The organism is Chromatocurvus halotolerans (genome assembly GCF_004340525.1).
In the GTDB taxonomy this organism is placed as follows: domain Bacteria; phylum Pseudomonadota; class Gammaproteobacteria; order Pseudomonadales; family Halieaceae; genus Chromatocurvus; species Chromatocurvus halotolerans.
On sequence record NZ_SLWX01000007.1, the window covers coordinates 25,884 to 44,476 of the forward strand.

16 protein-coding genes are annotated in these 18,593 nt (G+C 64.3%); 9 read left to right on the forward strand and 7 right to left on the reverse strand.

The genetic code is table 11. The features are described from left to right. Nucleotides 1–19 precede the first annotated feature (19 nt). The 4 genes from EV688_RS09495 to lipA all read left to right on the forward strand — a co-directional run bounded on the left by EV688_RS09495 (nt 20) and on the right by lipA (nt 5,032). Nucleotides 20–1,987, forward strand: coding sequence for an extracellular solute-binding protein (locus EV688_RS09495; RefSeq protein ID WP_117317625.1), 1,968 nt, complete (start codon nt 20–22; stop codon nt 1,985–1,987). Between the two features lie 7 nt (nt 1,988–1,994). Continuing rightward, nucleotides 1,995–2,966: an ABC transporter ATP-binding protein gene (locus EV688_RS09500; protein ID WP_240624344.1), complete on the forward strand. Its 972-nt coding sequence runs from the start codon at nt 1,995–1,997 to the stop codon at nt 2,964–2,966. Continuing rightward, nucleotides 2,963–3,940: an ABC transporter ATP-binding protein gene (locus EV688_RS09505; RefSeq protein ID WP_240624345.1), complete on the forward strand. Its 978-nt coding sequence runs from the start codon at nt 2,963–2,965 to the stop codon at nt 3,938–3,940. The genes EV688_RS09500 and EV688_RS09505 overlap by 4 nt, the downstream gene beginning before the upstream one ends. A gap of 102 nt (nt 3,941–4,042) precedes the next feature. After that, entirely contained in the window at nt 4,043–5,032 is a 990-nt protein-coding gene (gene lipA / locus EV688_RS09510; protein WP_117317629.1) for a lipoyl synthase, read from the forward strand. An 18-nt stretch (nt 5,033–5,050) separates the two neighbouring features. Here lipA and EV688_RS09515 read toward each other — a convergent pair whose 3' ends face one another. Next, entirely contained in the window at nt 5,051–6,001 is a 951-nt protein-coding gene (locus EV688_RS09515; protein WP_162883899.1) for a DUF1853 family protein, read from the reverse strand. Between the two features lie 118 nt (nt 6,002–6,119). Here EV688_RS09515 and EV688_RS09520 point away from each other — a divergent pair, with 118 nt between their 5' ends. The 5 genes from EV688_RS09520 to pepN are packed head-to-tail and all read left to right on the forward strand — an operon-like array spanning nt 6,120 to nt 11,475. Then, complete coding sequence (locus EV688_RS09520) at nt 6,120–7,001, forward strand: NAD(+) kinase (protein WP_117317633.1); 882 nt, start codon at nt 6,120–6,122, stop codon at nt 6,999–7,001. Nucleotides 7,002–7,003: 2 nt separating this feature from the next. Further along, a complete protein-coding gene (locus EV688_RS09525; protein ID WP_117317635.1) occupies nt 7,004–7,633 on the forward strand; it encodes a rhomboid family intramembrane serine protease in 630 nt (209 codons plus the stop codon). A gap of 47 nt (nt 7,634–7,680) precedes the next feature. Beyond that, nucleotides 7,681–7,977, forward strand: a complete 297-nt coding sequence (locus tag EV688_RS09530) for a YeaC family protein (protein WP_117317637.1) — start codon at nt 7,681–7,683, stop codon at nt 7,975–7,977. Then, nucleotides 7,970–8,815: a DUF2797 domain-containing protein gene (locus EV688_RS09535; RefSeq protein WP_240624346.1), complete on the forward strand. Its 846-nt coding sequence runs from the start codon at nt 7,970–7,972 to the stop codon at nt 8,813–8,815. The genes EV688_RS09530 and EV688_RS09535 overlap by 8 nt, the downstream gene beginning before the upstream one ends. Before the next feature lie 5 nt (nt 8,816–8,820). After that, entirely contained in the window at nt 8,821–11,475 is a 2,655-nt protein-coding gene (pepN, locus tag EV688_RS09540; protein ID WP_117317639.1) for an aminopeptidase N, read from the forward strand. A gap of 34 nt (nt 11,476–11,509) precedes the next feature. Here the strand turns inward: pepN and EV688_RS09545 are convergent, their stop codons facing one another. Genes EV688_RS09545 through EV688_RS09570 form a run of 6 tightly spaced genes read right to left on the reverse strand, consistent with a single transcriptional unit; the run spans nt 11,510 to nt 18,455 of the window. After that, a complete protein-coding gene (locus EV688_RS09545; RefSeq protein ID WP_162883900.1) occupies nt 11,510–13,216 on the reverse strand; it encodes a BatD family protein in 1,707 nt (568 codons plus the stop codon). Next, the gene (locus tag EV688_RS09550) at nt 13,200–15,047 is read right to left on the reverse strand and encodes a vWA domain-containing protein (protein ID WP_117317643.1); all 1,848 of its coding nucleotides are present in this window, start codon (nt 15,045–15,047) and stop codon (nt 13,200–13,202) included. The genes EV688_RS09545 and EV688_RS09550 overlap by 17 nt, the downstream gene beginning before the upstream one ends. Then, nucleotides 15,044–16,078, reverse strand: coding sequence for a VWA domain-containing protein (locus EV688_RS09555; RefSeq protein WP_117317645.1), 1,035 nt, complete (start codon nt 16,076–16,078; stop codon nt 15,044–15,046). Before EV688_RS09555 ends, EV688_RS09550 begins: the two co-directional genes overlap by 4 nt. Beyond that, nucleotides 16,071–16,550 carry a DUF4381 domain-containing protein gene (locus tag EV688_RS09560; RefSeq protein ID WP_117317647.1) on the reverse strand — a complete coding sequence of 160 codons (480 nt, stop codon included), beginning with the start codon at nt 16,548–16,550 and terminating at the stop codon, nt 16,071–16,073. The genes EV688_RS09555 and EV688_RS09560 overlap by 8 nt, the downstream gene beginning before the upstream one ends. Beyond that, nucleotides 16,547–17,488 carry a DUF58 domain-containing protein gene (locus tag EV688_RS09565; RefSeq protein WP_117317649.1) on the reverse strand — a complete coding sequence of 314 codons (942 nt, stop codon included), beginning with the start codon at nt 17,486–17,488 and terminating at the stop codon, nt 16,547–16,549. Before EV688_RS09565 ends, EV688_RS09560 begins: the two co-directional genes overlap by 4 nt. 10 nt (nt 17,489–17,498) lie before the next feature. Beyond that, nucleotides 17,499–18,455 (reverse strand): AAA family ATPase, encoded by a 957-nt coding sequence (locus tag EV688_RS09570; protein ID WP_117317651.1) that lies wholly within the window; start codon nt 18,453–18,455, stop codon nt 17,499–17,501. Nucleotides 18,456–18,593 lie beyond the last annotated feature (138 nt).

Below are 18,593 nucleotides of genomic sequence, written 5' to 3' on the forward strand. Positions count from 1 at the left end.
CACTATCGAGGTCATTGCCATGAGAGAGACACTGTCCGCGCTATTCGTAGCCGGTTTCCTGCTTTTGCTCGGCGGCTGCGGTGATTCCGGCGGTGACGGCGCCGGATCGGGCGCGTCGACGGAGGCAGCGGGCGCCGGTGTCACCGCGGAAGTGGAAGCTTTCTACGCGGCGAACCCGGATTTCTTCGGCTTCAGAACGCCCGACGATCTGCCGCCGGACCTGCAGTGGACCCGCAATGACCATCTTCCGGAGATCGGCTCGCCGCAGGCGAAAAAAGGCGGTACCCAGTATGCCGCCCTGCAGGATTTTCCGCGCACGCTGCGCACGGTCGGGCCAGATTCCAACGGCAGTTTTCGTCCTTATCTGCTGGACAACGTGGGGATGGGCCTGGCCCATCAGCACCCGGACACGCTGGAACTCTTCCCGGGTCTGGCGGAGGCCTGGGCGGTGGACTGGGACAACAACACGGTCTACGCAAAGCTGGACCCGGCGGCAACCTGGTCCGATGGCGAGCGCATCACCGCGGATGACTACCTGTTCATGTTCTGGTTCTACCGCTCGCCCTACATCATGGCCCCCTGGTACAACAATTTTTACAGCACGACCTACACCAATATCTCCCGCTATGATGACCACACCATCTCCATCACCATGGCGGAGCAGAAGCCCGACATGGATGAGCGGGGGCTCCTGCTGGGACCTGTCCCGCAGCACTTTTACCGGGAGATGGGTGACGATTTCACCGAGCGCTACCAGTGGAAGTTCGAGCCTACCTCGGGTGCCTATGTTGTCCGGGACCAGGACGTCCGCAAGGGTCGCTCCATTGCCCTGACCAGGCTGGAAAACTGGTGGGCCCGGGACAAGAAGCATTTCCGCTATCGCTTCAACCCCGATCGCATTCAGTTCAGCGTTATTCGTGACACGGCGAAAATGTTCGAGGCCTTCAAGCGCGGGGACATTGACCAATTCGGCCTCAATCTGGCCGAGTACTGGTACGAGAAGCTGCCCGATTCCGATCCCGACGTGCAGGCGGGCTACATCCACAAGAGCACGTTCTACAACCAGCGGCCGCGTCCGCCGTTCGGTCTGTGGATCAACACTGCGCAGCCCCTGCTGCAGGATCGGGATATCCGTGTGGGGATTGCCCATGCCACCAACTGGGAAATGGTGCTCGAGAAATTTTTTCGCGGCGACAACGACAGGCTCAGCACGGCCAACGACGGCTTTGGCGAGTATTCCCACCCGACCCTGACGGCGCGCGAGTTCGATATTACCAAGGCGCAGGCCGCTTTTGCCCGGGCGGGTTTCACTCGCCGCGACGCCGATGGCATATTGATGAACGATGCCGGGCAGAAGCTGTCCTTCATGCTGTCTACCGGCTATGAAAACCTGCGCGATGTCCTCACGATTCTGCGTCAGGAAGCGGCCAAGGCGGGGCTGGATCTGCGTCTGGAGATCCTCGACAGCACCGTTGGCTGGAAAAAGGTGCAGGAAAAGCAGCACGAGATCTTTTTCACGGCGTTCGGACGCTTCATGGAAGCCTATCCCCGATTCTGGGAGCACTATCACTCGGATAACGCCTGGGACCGTGCGTTCCTCGAGGACGGCAGCGTAAATCCTGACCGACAGCTCAAGACCCAGACCAATAACCTTGAGGTGTTTGCCCTGCAGGAGATGGACGAACTGATCGAGCGTTATCGGGCATCGACCGACGGTGACGAAATGATCGCGCTGTCCCATCGCATGATCGAGCTGCACCATGAGCACGCCTCGTTTGTTCCGGGCTTTTATCAGGGCTTTTTCCGCACGGGCTACTGGCGCTGGGTGCGCTACCCCGAGGGCTTCTCCCACCGGCATGCGGCGAGCGCGGGGGATCTCTTCGTGCACTGGATTGATAACGACCTGAAGCAGGAAACCGAGGCGGCGCGGCAGGCGGGAGAGACCTTCGAACCCTCTATCACGGTCCATGACCGTTGGGCAGAGTAAGCCGCCGGTGACCTTGCTGGCGGTCGACAATCTGGTCACCGAGTTCGCCACCGACGAGGGACTGGTGCGCGCGGTTGACGGCGTCAGCTTCAGCGTTGACGCCGGGACCACGCTCGGTATTGTCGGCGAGTCCGGCTGTGGCAAGAGCGTTACGGCGCTGTCCATCATGCGCCTGCTGCCCCAGCCCATGGGTCGCATTGCCGGCGGTGCGATCCGTTTCCAGAATCGTGATCTCGCGCAGCTGTCCATTCCCGACATGGAGAAAGTTCGGGGTCGGCAGATCGGCATGGTTTTTCAGGAACCCATGACCGCGCTCAATCCGGTCCACACCATCGGCCGCCAGCTTACCGAGGGCATGCTGCTGCACGGCGTCTGCAGGCCCGAAAACGCCCTTCGCGAGGCGGCGGAACTGCTCGACCGGGTCGGGATTCCCTCGCCGGACGTGCGCCTTGGTGAGTATCCCCACCAGCTGTCCGGGGGCATGCGCCAGCGGGTTGTCATCGCCATGGCGCTGGCCTGTCGACCCGCACTGTTGATTGCGGACGAGCCGACCACGGCGCTGGACGTCACCATCCAGGCGCAGATTCTCGAGCTGATCAAGGATCTGCAGGCAGAGATGGGCATGGCGGTAGTCATGATCACCCACGATCTGGGTGTGATTGCAGAGACCTGCAGTGAGGTTGTGGTGATGTACGCGGGCAAGGTTGCCGAGAGCGGTTCCGTGTTCGATATCTTCGATCGTCCGGCCCACCCCTACAGCCGCGGCCTGCTGCATGCCATCCCGCGCCTGGACAGCGAACCGAAATCCCGTCTCGGCGTTATCGAGGGCATGGTGCCCGGCCTGCATGACCTGCCGTCGGGCTGTCGCTTCGAGAATCGCTGTCCCCATGCCCTCGAGGCCTGTCGTGCGGCGCCACCGCCGTCAGAACAGGTCGCCGCCGGACATCGGGTCAGCTGCAGCCGCTGGCGGGACCTGTGAACGAAGCACTGCTCGAGGTCGATAATCTCTGCATGCACTTCCCCGTGCGGGAGGGTCTGCTGCTGCGCGCCAGGACCTTCAACCGGGCCGTCGATGGTGTGTCGTTCAGCATCGGTCCCGGGGAAACCCTCGGTCTGGTGGGTGAATCCGGTTGCGGCAAATCCACGCTGGGACGCTGCGTTGCGCGGCTGTACAGGCCCACGGGCGGCAGCATCCGCTTCAACGGCCAGGACATTACGCATCTGCCGGATCGCACCCTGCGGCCGCTGCGTCGGGATATCCAGATGATTTTCCAGGACCCCATGGAGTCGCTGAATTCGCGGCATACGGTGGGCGACATCCTGGAAGAGCCCTTTATTGTCCAGAAGCTGGGTGGCCGGCCATGGCGGCAGAAGCGGGTGGCGGAGCTGCTGAATACCGTCGGTTTGCCGGCGCGCTCGGCGAGTCGTTATCCGTTCGAGTTTTCCGGCGGCCAGCGCCAGCGGATCGGCATCGCGCGGGCCATCGCGCTGAATCCGAAGCTGGTGATCTGCGACGAGCCGGTATCGGCGCTGGATGTGTCCATCCAGAGCCAGATTCTCAACCTGCTGGTGGATCTGCAGCGGGAGTTCAAGCTGTCCTACCTGTTCATTGCCCATGATCTGGCGGTGGTGAAGCACGTGTCCGATCGGGTGGCCATCATGTACCTCGGCAAGATTGTCGAGACCGCTGCCAGCGAGACCATTTACCACCAGGCACGACATCCCTACAGCCAGAGTCTGATCGCTGCCATCCCCGTGCCCGACCCGCATCGCCGCGTGCAGCGTCAGGTCCTGCATGGCGACGTGCCGTCGCCAATCAACCCGCCTTCGGGCTGCAGCTTTCATCCGCGCTGCCCCGTTGCCGAGGAGCGCTGTTCGCGCCAGACGCCGACGCTACTCGATATTGGCGGTAACCAGCTGGCCGCCTGCCACCTCGTTCCGGGACGACCCTGATCGCCGTTGCGGTCTGGCCGACAGCCAATGCCGTCGTCCTGTGGCGTGGGTAGGTTTCCGATATAATACGGCGCCTGAAATTCTTCAGCGACAGGAGCCACCATGAGTGAGGTACCCTTGATCCCGGTTGTGAACGTCACGAGCGGCGAGAAATTTGTAAATCCGCGGGGCATGCGCGTGATCAAGGACGGCATCAAGGCCTCGGCCTCCCAGTCGCAGCGGCTCGCAAAACCCAAGTGGCTGCGTACCCGCATTCATGGCGGCCCTGTCTACGACAAGGTCAAAGGCATTGTTCACGAGCACGGACTGGCGACAGTCTGCGAGGAGGCGAAGTGCCCCAACATGAGCGAGTGCTGGAGTGCCGGCACCGCAACCATCATGTTGATGGGAGATGTCTGTACCCGCGCCTGTCGCTTCTGCGCCGTGAATACGGGCAACCCCCGCGGCTGGCTGGATGAACAGGAGCCATTGAAAACGGCGCAGTCGGTACAGTTGATGGGTCTTAAGTACGTGGTGCTGACGTCGGTCAATCGCGATGACCTGGCGGATGGCGGAGCCGCACACTATGCCGCCTGCGTACGCGAAGTGAAGGCACTCAATCCCGACACGGCGGTCGAGGCCCTCACGCCGGATTTCCTCGGCGTTCTGCAGGATGTGGAGACCGTCGTCAATTCCGGTATCGAGGTCTTTGCCCAGAACATGGAAACGGTGCGTCGCCTGACGCATCCCGTGCGGGATCCGCGCGCCAGCTACGAGCAGACCCTCGAGGTGCTGGCGCACGCCAAGGCCTGCCGTCCTGATGTGCTTACCAAGACGAGTCTGATGCTGGGGCTCGGTGAAAGCGACGACGAAATCTGCGAAGCCCTGGATGACCTTCGCGCAGCCAATGTCGACATTGTCACCTTCGGTCAGTATCTGCAGCCGACACCACACCATTATCCCATCGACCGCTACGTCACGCCCGAGGCGTTTGCCACTTACCGGGAGTGGGGTCTTGAGCGCGGCTTTCTCGAGGTGGTGTCCGGCGTCATGGTCCGCTCCAGCTATCGCGCGGAGCAGGTGCTGAAAAAGAACAATGTTGGGCTCTCCTGATACCAGGCGGCGGTCGCGTCAGCGGTTCGCGTCTCCGGGCCACCCGGTCGGGGCCACAAAGAAACGCTGAAGCTCCCGGTACTCACTGTCCAGTGAGGCCACCAGCACTGGACGGTTGCTACCTGCCAGCTGTGTCTGCAGTGCGGCGCAACGATCCTGCCCTTCCGGGGGCAGCAGACCGGAGAGTGGGGCTTCGGACAGCTGCAGTGGCGACAGCCAGCACTGGCGAGGCAGAACACGCGTGTACTTGGCGTGTTTGTCGGCAAGCTGGACAGTCAGCGTGTCAGGGCTACCCCAACTCAGCAAGGCCTGTGCGGGATTGAAACCTGGCGGTGGCAGGCATGGCTGGTCAGGCCGGCGAAACAGACGTCCCTTTACCACCACTTCCCGGCGCGCTGGCATGAGTCCGCGCGACTCCAGCAGGCGTCGTGCGGCGCTCTCGTCGGCGAGGCGGGTCTGGCGCGTGGCCAGATGATCCAGTTTCCGGTCCAGCCGGTCGCGACGCCCTGGGCCGAGCCAGTCGGCGCGTCCGTCGCCGGTGCCGCCGCTCTCCGCGCCGGTGTAAAGATAGAACTTGACTGCCAGCTCAAGGTGAACCACCTGGCCACTGTTGCGACAGTGGTAAAGACAGTCGAATTCCCCCACCGTGCGGCCGCCCTCGCGAACCGGCAGATTATGCGCCAGCAGCTCTGCGGCCGGGTCACTGTCGAGGAAGAAATGCCAGAGCGATTCGAAGTAGAGGCCGAGGCGCTGGTCACGAGCCGCGCGGACCTGATCGAGCAGAGCCTCTGGCGATTGATCGAGCTCCAGCAGCCAGGCCTTGCGTGCCGGCGTCAGCTTTGACAACCCGCAGCTGTGCAGCGAATGCTGCGCTGAGCCGATGGACCCGGCGAGGATCAGGTCATCGGAAAAGACTGCCCACGCCAGGTCGCGCACCACAGGGTGTGCAAGCCGTTCAAGGACGTTCAATCGTGTCTCCTTTGAATGCCGGTTCGTCAGACTATCACGGGCAGGCGACGGAGGCGGGCGTCATGGGTTCGGGACGTCATGGCAGGTATACTCGGCATCGGTTTTGGGAGTGCAGTGCATGACAGAAAGGTTTCAGCGTGTCGGCCTCGTCGGGCGCAGTCGTCAAGAGGGTTTGCAGACGGTCGTGGATGAGCTGATTGCGCTGCTTCGCGCGCGCGGTATCACGGTCATGCTGGAGGACCGCCTGGGTGCCGTTGCCACAGAGGATTGCCCCCTGCTGTCCCGGGACGAGATCGGCGAGCGCGCGGACCTGGTCATCGTCATTGGCGGTGATGGCAGCCTGCTGAGCGCGGCGCGCACGCTGGCGCGATACAACACGCCCGTTCTGGGCATCAACCGTGGTCGCCTGGGTTTTCTCACGGATATCAGTCCCGATGAACTGTCAGAGCAGGTTCCTGCGGTTCTCGATGGTGCGTATACCGAGGAGAACCGCTTTCTGCTCGACGTATCGGTGGAACGTGATGGCAAAAGCATTGCCCATGCCGATGCGCTCAACGATGTGGTTGTCAACTCCGGTACCTCGGCACAGATGATCGAGTTCGAGCTGTCCATCGATGGCGAATTCGTCTACCGTCAGCGGGCGGATGGCCTGATCGTCTCGACCCCGACCGGGTCCACCGCCTACGCCCTGTCCGGAGGCGGCCCCATCATGCATCCTTCTCTCGACGCGATTGTACTGGTGCCCATGTTCCCGCATGCACTGAGCAGCCGGCCAATCGTGGTGCAGGGCAGCAGCGAGATCCGCCTCGATGTGCTCGCCCGCAACCGCATCCATCCCCCGGTCACCTGCGATGGCCAGGTCAACATGACGGCGCGACCCGGCGACGCCGTGGTCATCCGCAAGAAGCCTGAGCGGTTGACGCTGCTGCATCCTGTCGGACACAGTTTTTATGCCAGCTGCAGGGACAAACTGCACTGGAGCAACGCATTGGTGGAGTGAGTATGGGAGATCTTCTTGCAGCCCTGAGGCCAGTGCCGGTTACAGCCGGCCTGCTGCTGCTGTCTATCGTCGGGTTTTTCCTGGTGTATCTGAACATGCCCCTGCGCTGGGTATCGGGACTGACCTATCTGCCCTTCAACCTCGGGCGCGCTGGCCCTTCGTTTACGCCGATGAACGGTGAGTACTGGCGCCTGGTGACGCCGGTCTTCCTGCACTTCAGCTGGCTGCACATCGTGTTCAATGCGCTGTGGACCTGGGAGTTCGGTCACCGCATAGAGCGCACACTGGGCAGCCGATGGCTCCTGCTGCTGTTTCTTGCCATCGCTGTTATCTCCAACAGCAGCCAGTTTGCCGCTGGCGGACCGAGTATTTTCGGCGGCATGTCCGGAGTGGTATACGGCCTTCTCGGTTTCAGCTGGGTTGCCGCCCGCCTGCAGCCGCGCTGGCAGTTTGCGCCGCCCCCGGGACTCATGCTGTTCATGATCGGCTGGCTGCTGATCTGCCTGTTCGGCGTCATTGAAGTGCTCGGTTTTGGCGCGGTCGCCAACGCGGCGCACGTCGGCGGTCTGCTGGCCGGTGGGGTGCTGGGGGCGATTGCCGGATACGCCTCCCACCGGGTCGGCAAAGCCTGATCCGGGCCGCTATACTCTGCCACCCTGAACAACGATACGGACAGCGCATGGATGAATACGACAAGCTTGTCGGCAGCCTGAACCCTGATGTTTACGAGCGCCTGAAGCGCGCTGTCGAGACCGGCAGGTGGCCGGATGGCAGGGAAGTGACTGCGGTGCAGCGAGAGCACTGTCTGTCAGCCATCATCGCCTGGGGTGAGCGTAATCTGCCACCGGAGGAGCGCGTCGGTTTTATCGACCGCGGCCGCAAAGGGGGCGGCAAACCGCCCGGCGCTGTCAGCGACCAGCCACTGCGATGGCAGGAGAAAGACAACCCGGACAAAAGAGCCCGCGGCGATGAGTAATGCGCCGCTGGCCGCCGGTGGTGTGCGCAAAATGCGCACGGAGCTGGCAGATGTCGTACAGTACCGGCTGCCACTGGGCGACGTCGAAACCCCGCTCAACGCGTGGATCGGTCGCTCGCTGCAGCTGTCCTTTTTAGGTGATATCCACTGCATCCACTGTGATCGCAAGACCTCGAAGAGTTTCAGCCAGGGCTATTGCTACCCCTGCTTCAAGCGACTGGCGCGCTGCGACAGCTGTATCGTCAAGCCGGAGACCTGTCACTTCTTTGCCGGTACCTGTCGTGAGCCCCAGTGGGGTGAGGCGAACTGCATGATCGATCACGTGGTGTATCTTGCCAATACCTCCGGCATCAAGGTCGGTATCACCCGCGGCACGCAGGTGCCAACACGCTGGATGGACCAGGGCGCGACCCAGGCGCTGCCGGTATTCCGGGTCAGCAATCGGCTGCAGTCGGGCCTGGTGGAAACGCTGTTTGCCCGACACGTTGCCGACAAGACCCACTGGCAGGCCATGCTCAAGGGGCCGGGCGACGTACACGACCTGTCGGCCGCCCGGGATGCCCTGATGGACCAGTGTGCAACCGAAATTGCAGCGCTGCAGGCGGCCCATGGCATTGCCGCCATACAGCCCCTGCCCGACGCTGTGGAAACGACCATCAGCTACCCGGTGCTGACCTACCCGGTGAAGGTGAAGTCCTTCAACCTTGACAAGACGCCAGATGTCGGTGGCACGCTGCTCGGCATCAAGGGTCAGTACCTGATCTTTGATACCGGCGTCATCAACATGCGTAAATATGCCGGCTACCGCCTGCAACTGACTGCGACCACGGAGACCTGACACCCATGCGCGATGCCCAGCCAAAGGCCATCTACCTCAAGAACTACCAGCCGCCGGAGTACCTGATCCCGGAAACCCGCCTGCATTTTGAGCTGCATGAGGAGTTCGCCCTGGTGCACGCCACGCTGCGCCTGGCTCGACGACCGGGCTCATCCGCGACCTCCCTGCGCCTGCACGGCGAGGATCTTGAACTGCTGGCCATCGCGCTGAACGGCAGGGCGCTCGTCGACGGTGAGTATGCCGTGGACGACGCGTCCCTGACCCTGACAGGGCTTGCCGAGACGGTTGAGCTGCAGACCACAACCCGCATCCGTCCGCAGGACAACACGGCGCTGGAGGGGCTGTACAAGTCCCGCGCCATGTTCTGCACTCAGTGCGAGGCCGAGGGCTTCCGCAAGATCACCTATTTTCTCGATCGACCGGACGTCATGTCGGTGTTTTCCGTCACTATCGACGCCGATCTCGAACGCTACCCGGTTCTGCTCAGCAATGGTAACCGCACGGCGCAGTCCGGGCTGGCCGATGCACGCCACCGCGTTGTCTGGGAGGATCCCTTCCCCAAGCCGGCGTATCTGTTCGCACTGGTGGCGGGGGACCTTGCCCGTGTCGAGGATACCTTCACCACGATGAGCGGTCGCAGCGTTGTGCTGCGGATCTATGTGGAGGAGAAGGATCTCGGCAAGTGCGATCACGCCATGCAGTCTCTCAAGCATGCGATGCGTTGGGACGAGGAAGTTTATGGCCGCGAGTACGACCTGGATATTTTCAATATCGTGGCGGTCGACGATTTCAACATGGGGGCGATGGAAAACAAGAGCCTCAATATCTTCAATACTTCCTGCATTCTTGCGAGCCCGGAGACGACGACAGATGTCGGCTTTGAGCGCGTCGAGTCCATTGTGGCCCACGAGTATTTCCACAACTGGTCCGGCAACCGCGTTACCTGCCGCGACTGGTTCCAGCTCAGCCTGAAAGAGGGCTTCACGGTCTTTCGCGATGCCGAGTTCTCCGCCGACCGCGGTGCCCGGGATCTCAAGCGCATCGAGGACGCAACCCTGCTGCGCACCGCACAGTTCGCGGAGGATGGTGGCCCCATGGCGCATCCCGTGCGCCCGGACTCTTTTATCGAGATTTCCAATTTCTACACGCTCACGGTTTACGAGAAGGGCGCGGCGGTGGTGCGGATGATCCACACCTTGCTGGGTCCCGAGCGCTTTCGCGCGGGCTCCGACCTGTATTTCGAACGCCACGACGGCCAGGCCGTGACCTGTGATGATTTTGTCGATGCCATGCAGGACAGCTCCGGCGTCGACCTGTCGCAGTTCCGGCGCTGGTACTCCCAGGCGGGAACACCCGAACTTGCCATCAGCGGGGAATACGACGCCGACGCGCGCACTTTTGCCCTGCACGTGACCCAGTCCTGCCCGGCAACGCCCGGCCAGCCCGACAAGCTGCCCCTGGTCATTCCGCTGGCCATGGGGCTGCTTGGTGACGCCGGCAATCTGCGTCTGCAGCTGCAGGGTGAGCCCGCCGGGAGCGAGCTAGCGGACAACACGCACCGGGTGCTCGAGGTGAATGCGGCAGAGCAGTCCTTCCTGTTCACCGACGTGCCGGAAAAACCCGTGCCTTCGCTGCTGCGAGGCTTCTCCGCCCCGGTGCGCGTGCGCTACGACTTCTCCCGCGAGGACCTGTGTGCCCTCATGATGCGCGACGGCGACGGCTTCGCGCGCTGGGATGCGGGTCAGCAGTTGATGGTACAGGCGCTGGGCAATCTGCAGACCCAGCGCCGGGACGGTGAGGCACTGGCGCTGGATCCCCTGCTGGTGGACGCGCTGGGGGGGCTGTTGCGCGACGAACAGCTCGAGCCCGCGGTTGCCGCCGCGATGCTGGCATTACCGGGAGAAAACACCCTGGCGGAGCTGGCCAGTCACGCCGGCGGTGCGGACGTCGAGGGAATTCATGCGGCGCGTGAGCACGCCCGCGGCGCCATCGCCGGGGCACTGGGCGACGAGCTCGCGGGCGTCTACCGGCGATGCCGGGTGAGCGAGGAGTACGCGCCGGTCGGCGAGCAGATTGGCCGGCGGACGCTGGCCAACGTCTGTCTGTCCTATCTGGCGACGCTGGGTGAGGCCCAGGTCGCTCTGGCCGCGACTCAGCTTGAGGCGGCGGATAACCTTACGGATCGACTGGCGGCGCTGCAGATCCTGGCGCAGTATGGCGAGGCCTCGCAGCGTGAATCGGCGCTGCAGCGCTTTTATGACGACTGGTCCCACGAGACCCTGGTGGTCAACCAGTGGCTGCAGCTGCAGGCCATGCTGACGGTCGGCGATTCACTCGAGCGGGTGCGGGCGCTGATGGAGCATCCCGCCTTCACGCTGGATAACCCGAACAAGGTGCGGGCTGTCGTTGGTGCCTTTGCCTCGGGAAATCCCACCGGTTTTCATCGGGCCGACGGTGCCGGCTATGGTTTTCTCGGCGGCATCGTGGAAATCCTGAACCGTCGCAATCCTCAGATGGCAGCGCGCCTGCTCGTGCCGCTGACAAAGTGGCGCAATTACCCGGCGGGACGTGATGCGATGCGCGAGGAGCTGCAGCGCCTTGCGGCCTTGCCCGATCTCTCGCCAGACGTCTACGAGGTCGTCAGCAAAAGCCTCGCCTGACGAACGGGCCCGCGCGGCACTCGCTGGCCGCGCGTTATCCGCCCGGGTACAGCGACGGCAGCGAGGCAGTTCTGTGTGCGTCAGCTGCTTCGCTGCCTTTCAGGTAGCGCTGGCGCGCCGACGCCGCTGCCAAGAGCAGGGCGTTACCGTCCCAGGCGTCGGGTTTCCCCGAAATCCCGTACAGCGCCCTGTCCAGGTCGCCGACTGCGCCGTGCAGAACACTGTCCTGCAGGCTGGCGGCGAAGGCTAACGGGGTCTGCGAGGACGCCGGTGGCGGCAGGGTCTGCAGCCAGCGGCGCAGCGCCTCCCGCGCAGGGCCCGGACGACCGGCGGCGCAGGCGGCCTGGAGCTGTTTCCAGGCCGCGGGCTCACGCGGCGCCGGCGCAGTGGCGGCTGGTTCGGGTTCGCGCTGTCGGCGTTGCCATACCATCCGACCGAGCGCTGCTGCGGTCAGCAGCCAGCAAAGGGCGAGCACACCGCTGATCCATGCCCATCGATTATTACTGCCCTGCGTCAGGGCCGGCTGACGGCCATTCTCGCCCGGGGCTGCCTGTGCGCGCGGTGCTTCCGTAGGGGAGCTGTCGGCGCTATCGCCTGCGGCGGTATCGACGGAGATCTCCCTGCCGGGAAGAACCGCGTAGCGCAGGCGGTCCTCGACCGTGTCCCACCAGGGAATGCGAACCTCGGGTATGCGGTAGACGCCCGGCCTGACCGGCACCAGGGCTGCGCTGTCGGTGCGCAGTCCGATGACGCCGGTGTCGGTTTCGGCTTCCTCGATGCTGGGTTTGTCCGGGTAATACTTGAGTCCCTGTGTGTCGGGAAATTCCAGCGGCGGCAGCTGCGCTCCCTGCAGACCCTCGCCGGTAACGGTAACGGTTCGCGTCACGGAATCGCCGGTGGCCAGACCGTCAGGTTCCCGGGACCAGCTTTCCTCGATCTCGAGACTGCTGGCGGGCAGCCACGTGCTGCCGGGAAAAGACGAGGGTCTCGGCTTTACCTCGAGAGTAATGGCTTCGCTGTTGCGGCTGATGCGCGGCCCGCTGTCCAGATCGAACAGACTGCGGGATCCCTGCCGCGCACGGCCGGCAAAGGTCTGCGCGGGAATGGTGAGCGTCCCGCTCTGTTCGGGGAAGATCGCGTAGCGTATCTCATGCACCAGCCAGCGCCGTCCGCCGCTGCTGCGCTGGTAGGAGTTCTGGCCGAGCGCCTTGACGTAGGCATCATCCAGCTTCAGTTCGGTGACGCTGCGGTCGTCCAGGGCAATCCCCTGCTGCAGGGTGAGCGTCAGTATGACCTGCTGCTGCACGTACACCGAGTCGCTGTCGACACTGGCGGTGAAGACAACCTGCTCGTCGCTCGCCGGGCCGCCGGTCGCTTCCGACACCTGCAGCGGTATGGGTTGCGTGCGTTCTCCGCCGGCAAAAAGCGCGGGTATTTCCAGCTCGCCAGCGCGCCGCGGCACCAGCTCTATCACCAGCGCTTTCTCCCGCGTGGTTGTGCCGTTGACAATCTGAGTGCTGCTGCGGCTGGACTGCTGCAGAATCTCGAAGTCGCGCGCCAGGGGCGACAGATCTGCCGTCGCTGGGTCGGTGACACCGTCCGAGGAGAGCGTCAGCTGCAGGCTGTCTCCCAATCTGACCTGCGTGCGGTCTATTGTTGCCGTCAGGTCTGCCAGCGCCAGCGCTGGCAGCAGCCAGATCACTGCCAGCCAGGCCGGGAACCGCTTACCACACGTCGTCATTGCCCCTCCTGTCATCGCCCTTGCGCTGTCGCTTGCGGCTTTCGTAGCGGAATTTCTCGCGCAGCAGTCCCGCCGGGTCATCCGGCACCCGTCGCAGCCACTGCTGCATGGCCTGATCGCGCTCCAGCGACTCGGCAAGGGACGATGCCGTATCGATCTCGGCGCTCGGCAGCTCGCGGGATTCAGCGGCGTCACCGGGGTCGCCTTCGGCATCCTGATTGTCATTCCCCGCTGTCGGGTCGCTGTCTGCGTCCTGTTGTGACGTTGTATCCTCGGTCGGATCATCGCCGGGTGGCGTCTGCGCAGCGCCGTCACCCGACTGCTGTTCTCCGGGCGAGTCCGCGCTGTCCTGAGCGCTATCGCCGGAATTGTCGTCAGCCGCCGAATCCTGACCCGCGTCATCACCGTCTTCCTGCGGGTCTGTGTCGCTCGGGTCCTGATTCTGCTGTTCCTGCTCCTGCTGGCGTTTCATCGCTTCCACCAGTTCCAGGTTGTCCTTCGCGTCTTCCCGTCCGGGGTCGCGCTGCAGCGATTCGCGGTAGGCCTCCATGGCGGCATCTAGCTCGCCCTGCCTTGCCAGTGCGTTACCGCGGTTATACCAGCTGTCCGCCGTGTCCTGCTGCATGAAACTCTGCGCCGCATCGGCGAAGTCACCGGCCTGATAGGCAGCGCTCCCGCGCCAGTCGGGGTCGACGAAGGTCTCGGCGGCTTTCTCCGGCTCACCGGCAGCCAATGCACGTGCCGCCTGCTGATCCTTTGTCAGCCAGAGGTCACTCCACAGATCGGCCCGGGTCGGTTCGCTGGGTAACAGCACCAGCAGGGGAATCAGGGTGTAGACAGCGCTGCGGCGGAACGCCACGAGTAACAGCGGCAGCAGTGGCAGCGCGAACCAGTGTGCCATGTCAGCCCAGGTGTCAGCCTGGCGCTCGATTTCGCGGGCCTCCGCGTCGAGGGGATCAGCCGCGGCTGCCAGCAGATCGTCAAGGTCCGACAGGTCCACGGTAATGCCGCGGTAATCCCCTCCCGCGCTGGCTGCGAGCGCGCGCAGGGGAGTTGCCGGCAGTTTTGGCATGACGATGGCACCATCCTCGTCCTTGAGGAAGCCGCCGCCGGGGAGAGGGATCGGTGCGCCTTCCGCCGTGCCGACGCCGAGTATGCTCAGGCGGGCGCCACTGTCGGCCAGTGCGTCGCGAATGGCCTCGGAATCACGGTCACTCAGTCCATCGGTGACCAGCAGAATACGGCCCCGGGGAACCCCTGCCGACCGCAGCAGCTGCGTTGCCGCTTCGATGGCAGCGGCAGGCTCACTGCCGGGAAGCGGCATCATTCCCGGGTCCAGGGCCGGTAGCAGGTTGGCGATGGTCGGATGGTCGTCGGTCAGGGGCGTCACCACGTGTGCATCGCCGGCGAAGGCGATGAGTGCGGTCTGTCCTTCTTCACGCAGGTCGAGCAGGTCCAGCAGCTTGCGCCGGGCACCTTCGATCCGCGAGGGAGGCAGGTCCTGTGCCCACATGGAATAGCTCAGATCCAGCACCAGCACCAGGGCATCCTGTTTCTGCAGAACGGGCTGCGGCAGCTTCTGCCAGCTCGGTCCGGTCGCTGCCAGTACGGCCACAGTCCAGCCCAGTGCCAGCAGCGGCAGCCAGCCGCGCCGGCGACGGGTCGCCGTGCCTTCGATAAGGTAGGGCAGCAGTTCCGGGGCGATAACCCCCTGCCAGCTGCCGACATCTTCACGGCGCCGCGCCAGCCACCACACCAGGAGTGCGACGGGCGCAAGGAGCCAGAGCCAGTGTGGCCGCAGAAGGTGCAGGTCTGACAGAAATTCCATCATCCGGGACTCCCGCCCGCGGCCTGGCGCCGGATTGCACTGCCGCTGCCGAACAGTACCAGCCCCGCGCTGAGCGCCAGTGCCACCAGCAGGGGGATGTGCACCAGCGAACGGCGTGGCCGATAGGTTGCCGTGCTGACCTCCACGGGCTCGAGGCGATCGATGGTCTGGTAGATCTGCACCAGGTCCTGGGGATCACGTGCCCGGAAGTAGCGACCGCCGGTGCGCCCGGCAATGGCTCGCATGGTGTCTTCGTCAAGGTCTGCCGAGGGGTTGACCTGGCGGTTGCCGAAGCGCGAGCCGAGGACGCCGGGCACGACCATGCTGTCAGCGCCGATACCGATCGTGTGTATGCGGATGTCCAGAGACGCTGCGAGTGCCGCCGCCTCGAGCGGATCGACCGTGCTCGCGGTATCCTGACCGTCGGTCAGGACAATCAGGACCCGGCTGTCGGTCGGTCGCTCGCGCAGTCGCTTGACCGCGAGACCGATGGCGTCACCAATGGCGGTCTCCTGGCCGGCGAAGCCGATCTGTGCCTCGTTGAGAAAACGTTCGACGGTGGCGGTATCAAAACTCAGCGGTGACTGTACGTAGGCATTGCTGCCAAACAGAATGAGGCCGACGCGATCGCCACTGCGCCGCCGCAGGAAGTCGGTGGCCACCGCCTTTACAGCGTCAATGCGTCGCACGGGCGTGTCGGCAACCAGCATGTCTTCTACGCGCATGCTGCCAGAGATGTCGACAGCCAGCATCAGGTCCCTGCCGCTGTCGGGGAGCTGCACCGGCTCGCCGATCCAGGTGGGTCGCGATAGCGCCATCAGGAGCAGCACCCAGCACAGCCAGAGCAGAACGGCAGGCAGGCGACGATTCACGCCGCTGACAGCAACGGCCTGCTCGGACAGGGACTGCCAGCGGCGGAAAAAAGGAATGCGCAATGCCGGCGCCTGGGCCTGGCCCGCAGCGGGCAGCACACGGCGCGCCAGGAGCGGCAGTGGCAGGAGCAGGGCCACCCAGGGCCAGAGCACCTCAAGCATCCGCGATCTCCCGCTGATGATGACGCACCCAGATGGCGGCCGCTTTGGCAAATGCCTCGGCAGTCGCTGGTGATGGTTCCGGCGTGTAGAGAATGTCGCCGTCGATGCCGGCAAAGGCCCGGCGCTTGTGCGGCAGGGTGGCGTCGAGAAACCGGATCCAGTCGTCGCCGCCAAGCGGCGCCACCCGGGTTGCGCTGTAGGCCATCAGTGCCGCGCGCTTGAGTACCGCGTTGATCTGCTGCACACGCTCGTTGTCCGGGAGTAGGTCCGCGCCCAGTGCCTCAAGTTCAGTGATCGCCTGGCGACGATAGCGGTTGCGCTGGTACCGACGCCAGCCCCAGACAGCGAGTGCTGTCAGCAGACCCAGGCAGAGAGCAGCGAGAAACCACCAGCCCGGTGCCGGCGGCCACCAGCCTATCGGAGCGGGCTCGCGCAGCGGGTGCAGCGCCTGCAGGGGATCCTGTGGCGTCATGCGCTGACGCCGCCGTAGAGGTCGCGCAGGACCTGAAACGGAGATTCATCGGTGGTGACCCGGCGACAGGGCGCACCGACGCGCCGCAGTGCGTCGGTGATGGCGGCCTGGTACTCACTGGACTCGCGTGCGTAGCTGCTGCGCAGGGTATTGGCACCGGTGGAGAGGGTGCTGCGCTGCAGGCCATCAGTAACGACGTAATCTCCCGGCGGCGGCAGCTGCTGCTCGAGCGCATCGGTGCAGTGCAGTGCGGTGAGTTCGACATGGCGGCTTAGCTGGAACAGGTGCTCCTGTGCCCGCTGCTGCAGCAGGCCATTGAAGTCGCTGATGATCACGAGGCTGGCGCCTGGACGCGCGATGCGCCGGCATATGGCGAGCAGGTCCGAGAACCCCTCGCCACCATCGACGCCGGGGGCCTGCAATTGCCGGTTGAATTCGACCACCGTGGAGAGCAGCCCCAGTGCGGTTTTTCGGCTGCGCCGCGGGCGGATATCGCGGTGGCCGTCATCGCTGAAGACAACGCCGCCAATGCGCTCGCCGCAGTTCAGCGCACTCCAGGTGATGAGGGCGCCAAGATGTGCGGCAAGCACTGACTTGAAGCAGTGCCGCGAGCCGAAAAACATGCCGGCGCGCTGATCCACTGCGATCAGGACCGGGCGCTCCCGCTCTTCGTGATACAGCTTGGTGTGTGCCGCACCGGTGCGCGCGGTCACCCGCCAGTCAATGGCGCGTATGTCATCTCCCGGCTGGTAGCTGCGGACCTCGTCGAAATCGATGCCGCGACCGCGCGCGTTTGCCCGGTTACCGCCGCTCATCTTGCTGAGTGCCCGCCGGCGTTTGCGGATGTCGATCTGCCGCGCCGGAAAGCGCAGGGCGATCAGTGCCTCAAGTTCGGCATAGGCGCCATGCGCGGGTCGGTTGAAATCCTCGGCTGGCATGCGTGTGCGCCTAGGCGACCGGGACGTGGGCTACGATCTCGCTGATGACCCGGTCGGGCGTGACCCCGTTGGCCTCTGCCTCGAAGGTCAGCAGCAGACGGTGCCGCATGACGTCTGCGACCACCGCCTGCACGTCATCGGGGGCCACGAAGTCAGCGCCACGCAGCCAGGCGTGGGCGCGCGCGCAGCGATCAAGGGCGATGGTCGCGCGAGGGCTGGCGCCGTAGCTGATCCACTGCGCCAGCTCGGTGCTGTAGTGCCCGGGCTGCCGCGTCGCCATGACCAGCTGGACGATATACCGCTCCACGCTCTCTGCCATATGCAGCGTGAGCAGTTCGCCGCGCGCGGCAAACACCGTTTCCTGCTCAATTTGCGGCGCCGGCGCGGGCGCTGTTTCCCTGGCCTCGCGCCGGGTCAACCGCAGGATAGCGGTTTCGGCCTCCGCGTCGGGGTAGTCAACGTTCACATGCAGGAGGAAGCGGTCCAGCTGCGCCTCGGGCAGCGGGTAGGTGCCTTCCTGTTCAATCGGATTCTGCGTCGCCATGACCATGAACAGGCCGGGCAGTGAATAGGTTTCACTGCCGACGCTGACCTGGCGCTCCGCCATGGCTTCGAGCAGCGCAGACTGCACCTTTGCCGGCGCCCGGTTGATTTCGTCGGCGAGCACAAGATTGTTGAAAATGGGTCCGCGCTGGAAATGGAAGCCACCCTCCTGGGGGCGGTAGATCTCGGTGCCGGTAATGTCACCCGGCAGCAGGTCGGGCGTGAACTGCACGCGGTGGAAACTGCCCTCAAGCCCCTCTCCGAGACACTTGATGGCGCGGGTCTTGGCAAGACCGGGTGCACCCTCGACAAGAAGGTGTCCGTCGGCAAGCAGGGCAATCAGCATGCGCTCTACCAGGTGGCTCTGCCCGATGACCTGACTGTCGAGCCAGGACTGCAATGACTGAAGGGTCGCGGCGGACACGCTGTCTCCTCTGAGTGGTTTTCGCATTAGGGTTTGCAGGCAAGTGCGCGACAGTCTAGCGCAGGCGCTGTGTCTCGCCAAACCGTCGTGCCCGGCGCACAATCGGACCAGGACCTGCCGCGAAAGTTCCTGTCACGG

Excerpts from the sequence above, each read along its gene's own strand:
- EV688_RS09495 (WP_117317625.1), top strand. The coding sequence starts at position 20 with ATGAGAGAGACACTGTCCGCGCTATTCGTAGCCGGTTTCCTGCTTTTG.
- lipA (WP_117317629.1), top strand. The coding sequence starts at position 4,043 with ATGAGTGAGGTACCCTTGATCCCGGTTGTGAACGTCACGAGCGGCGAG.
- EV688_RS09520 (WP_117317633.1), top strand. The coding sequence starts at position 6,120 with ATGACAGAAAGGTTTCAGCGTGTCGGCCTCGTCGGGCGCAGTCGTCAA.
- EV688_RS09525 (WP_117317635.1), top strand. The coding sequence starts at position 7,004 with ATGGGAGATCTTCTTGCAGCCCTGAGGCCAGTGCCGGTTACAGCCGGC.
- EV688_RS09530 (WP_117317637.1), top strand. The coding sequence starts at position 7,681 with ATGGATGAATACGACAAGCTTGTCGGCAGCCTGAACCCTGATGTTTAC.
- EV688_RS09535 (WP_240624346.1), top strand. The coding sequence starts at position 7,970 with ATGAGTAATGCGCCGCTGGCCGCCGGTGGTGTGCGCAAAATGCGCACG.
- pepN (WP_117317639.1), top strand. The coding sequence starts at position 8,821 with ATGCGCGATGCCCAGCCAAAGGCCATCTACCTCAAGAACTACCAGCCG.
- EV688_RS09545 (WP_162883900.1), bottom strand. The coding sequence starts at position 13,216 with ATGACGACGTGTGGTAAGCGGTTCCCGGCCTGGCTGGCAGTGATCTGG.
- EV688_RS09550 (WP_117317643.1), bottom strand. The coding sequence starts at position 15,047 with ATGATGGAATTTCTGTCAGACCTGCACCTTCTGCGGCCACACTGGCTC.
- EV688_RS09555 (WP_117317645.1), bottom strand. The coding sequence starts at position 16,078 with ATGCTTGAGGTGCTCTGGCCCTGGGTGGCCCTGCTCCTGCCACTGCCG.
- EV688_RS09560 (WP_117317647.1), bottom strand. The coding sequence starts at position 16,550 with ATGACGCCACAGGATCCCCTGCAGGCGCTGCACCCGCTGCGCGAGCCC.
- EV688_RS09565 (WP_117317649.1), bottom strand. The coding sequence starts at position 17,488 with ATGCCAGCCGAGGATTTCAACCGACCCGCGCATGGCGCCTATGCCGAA.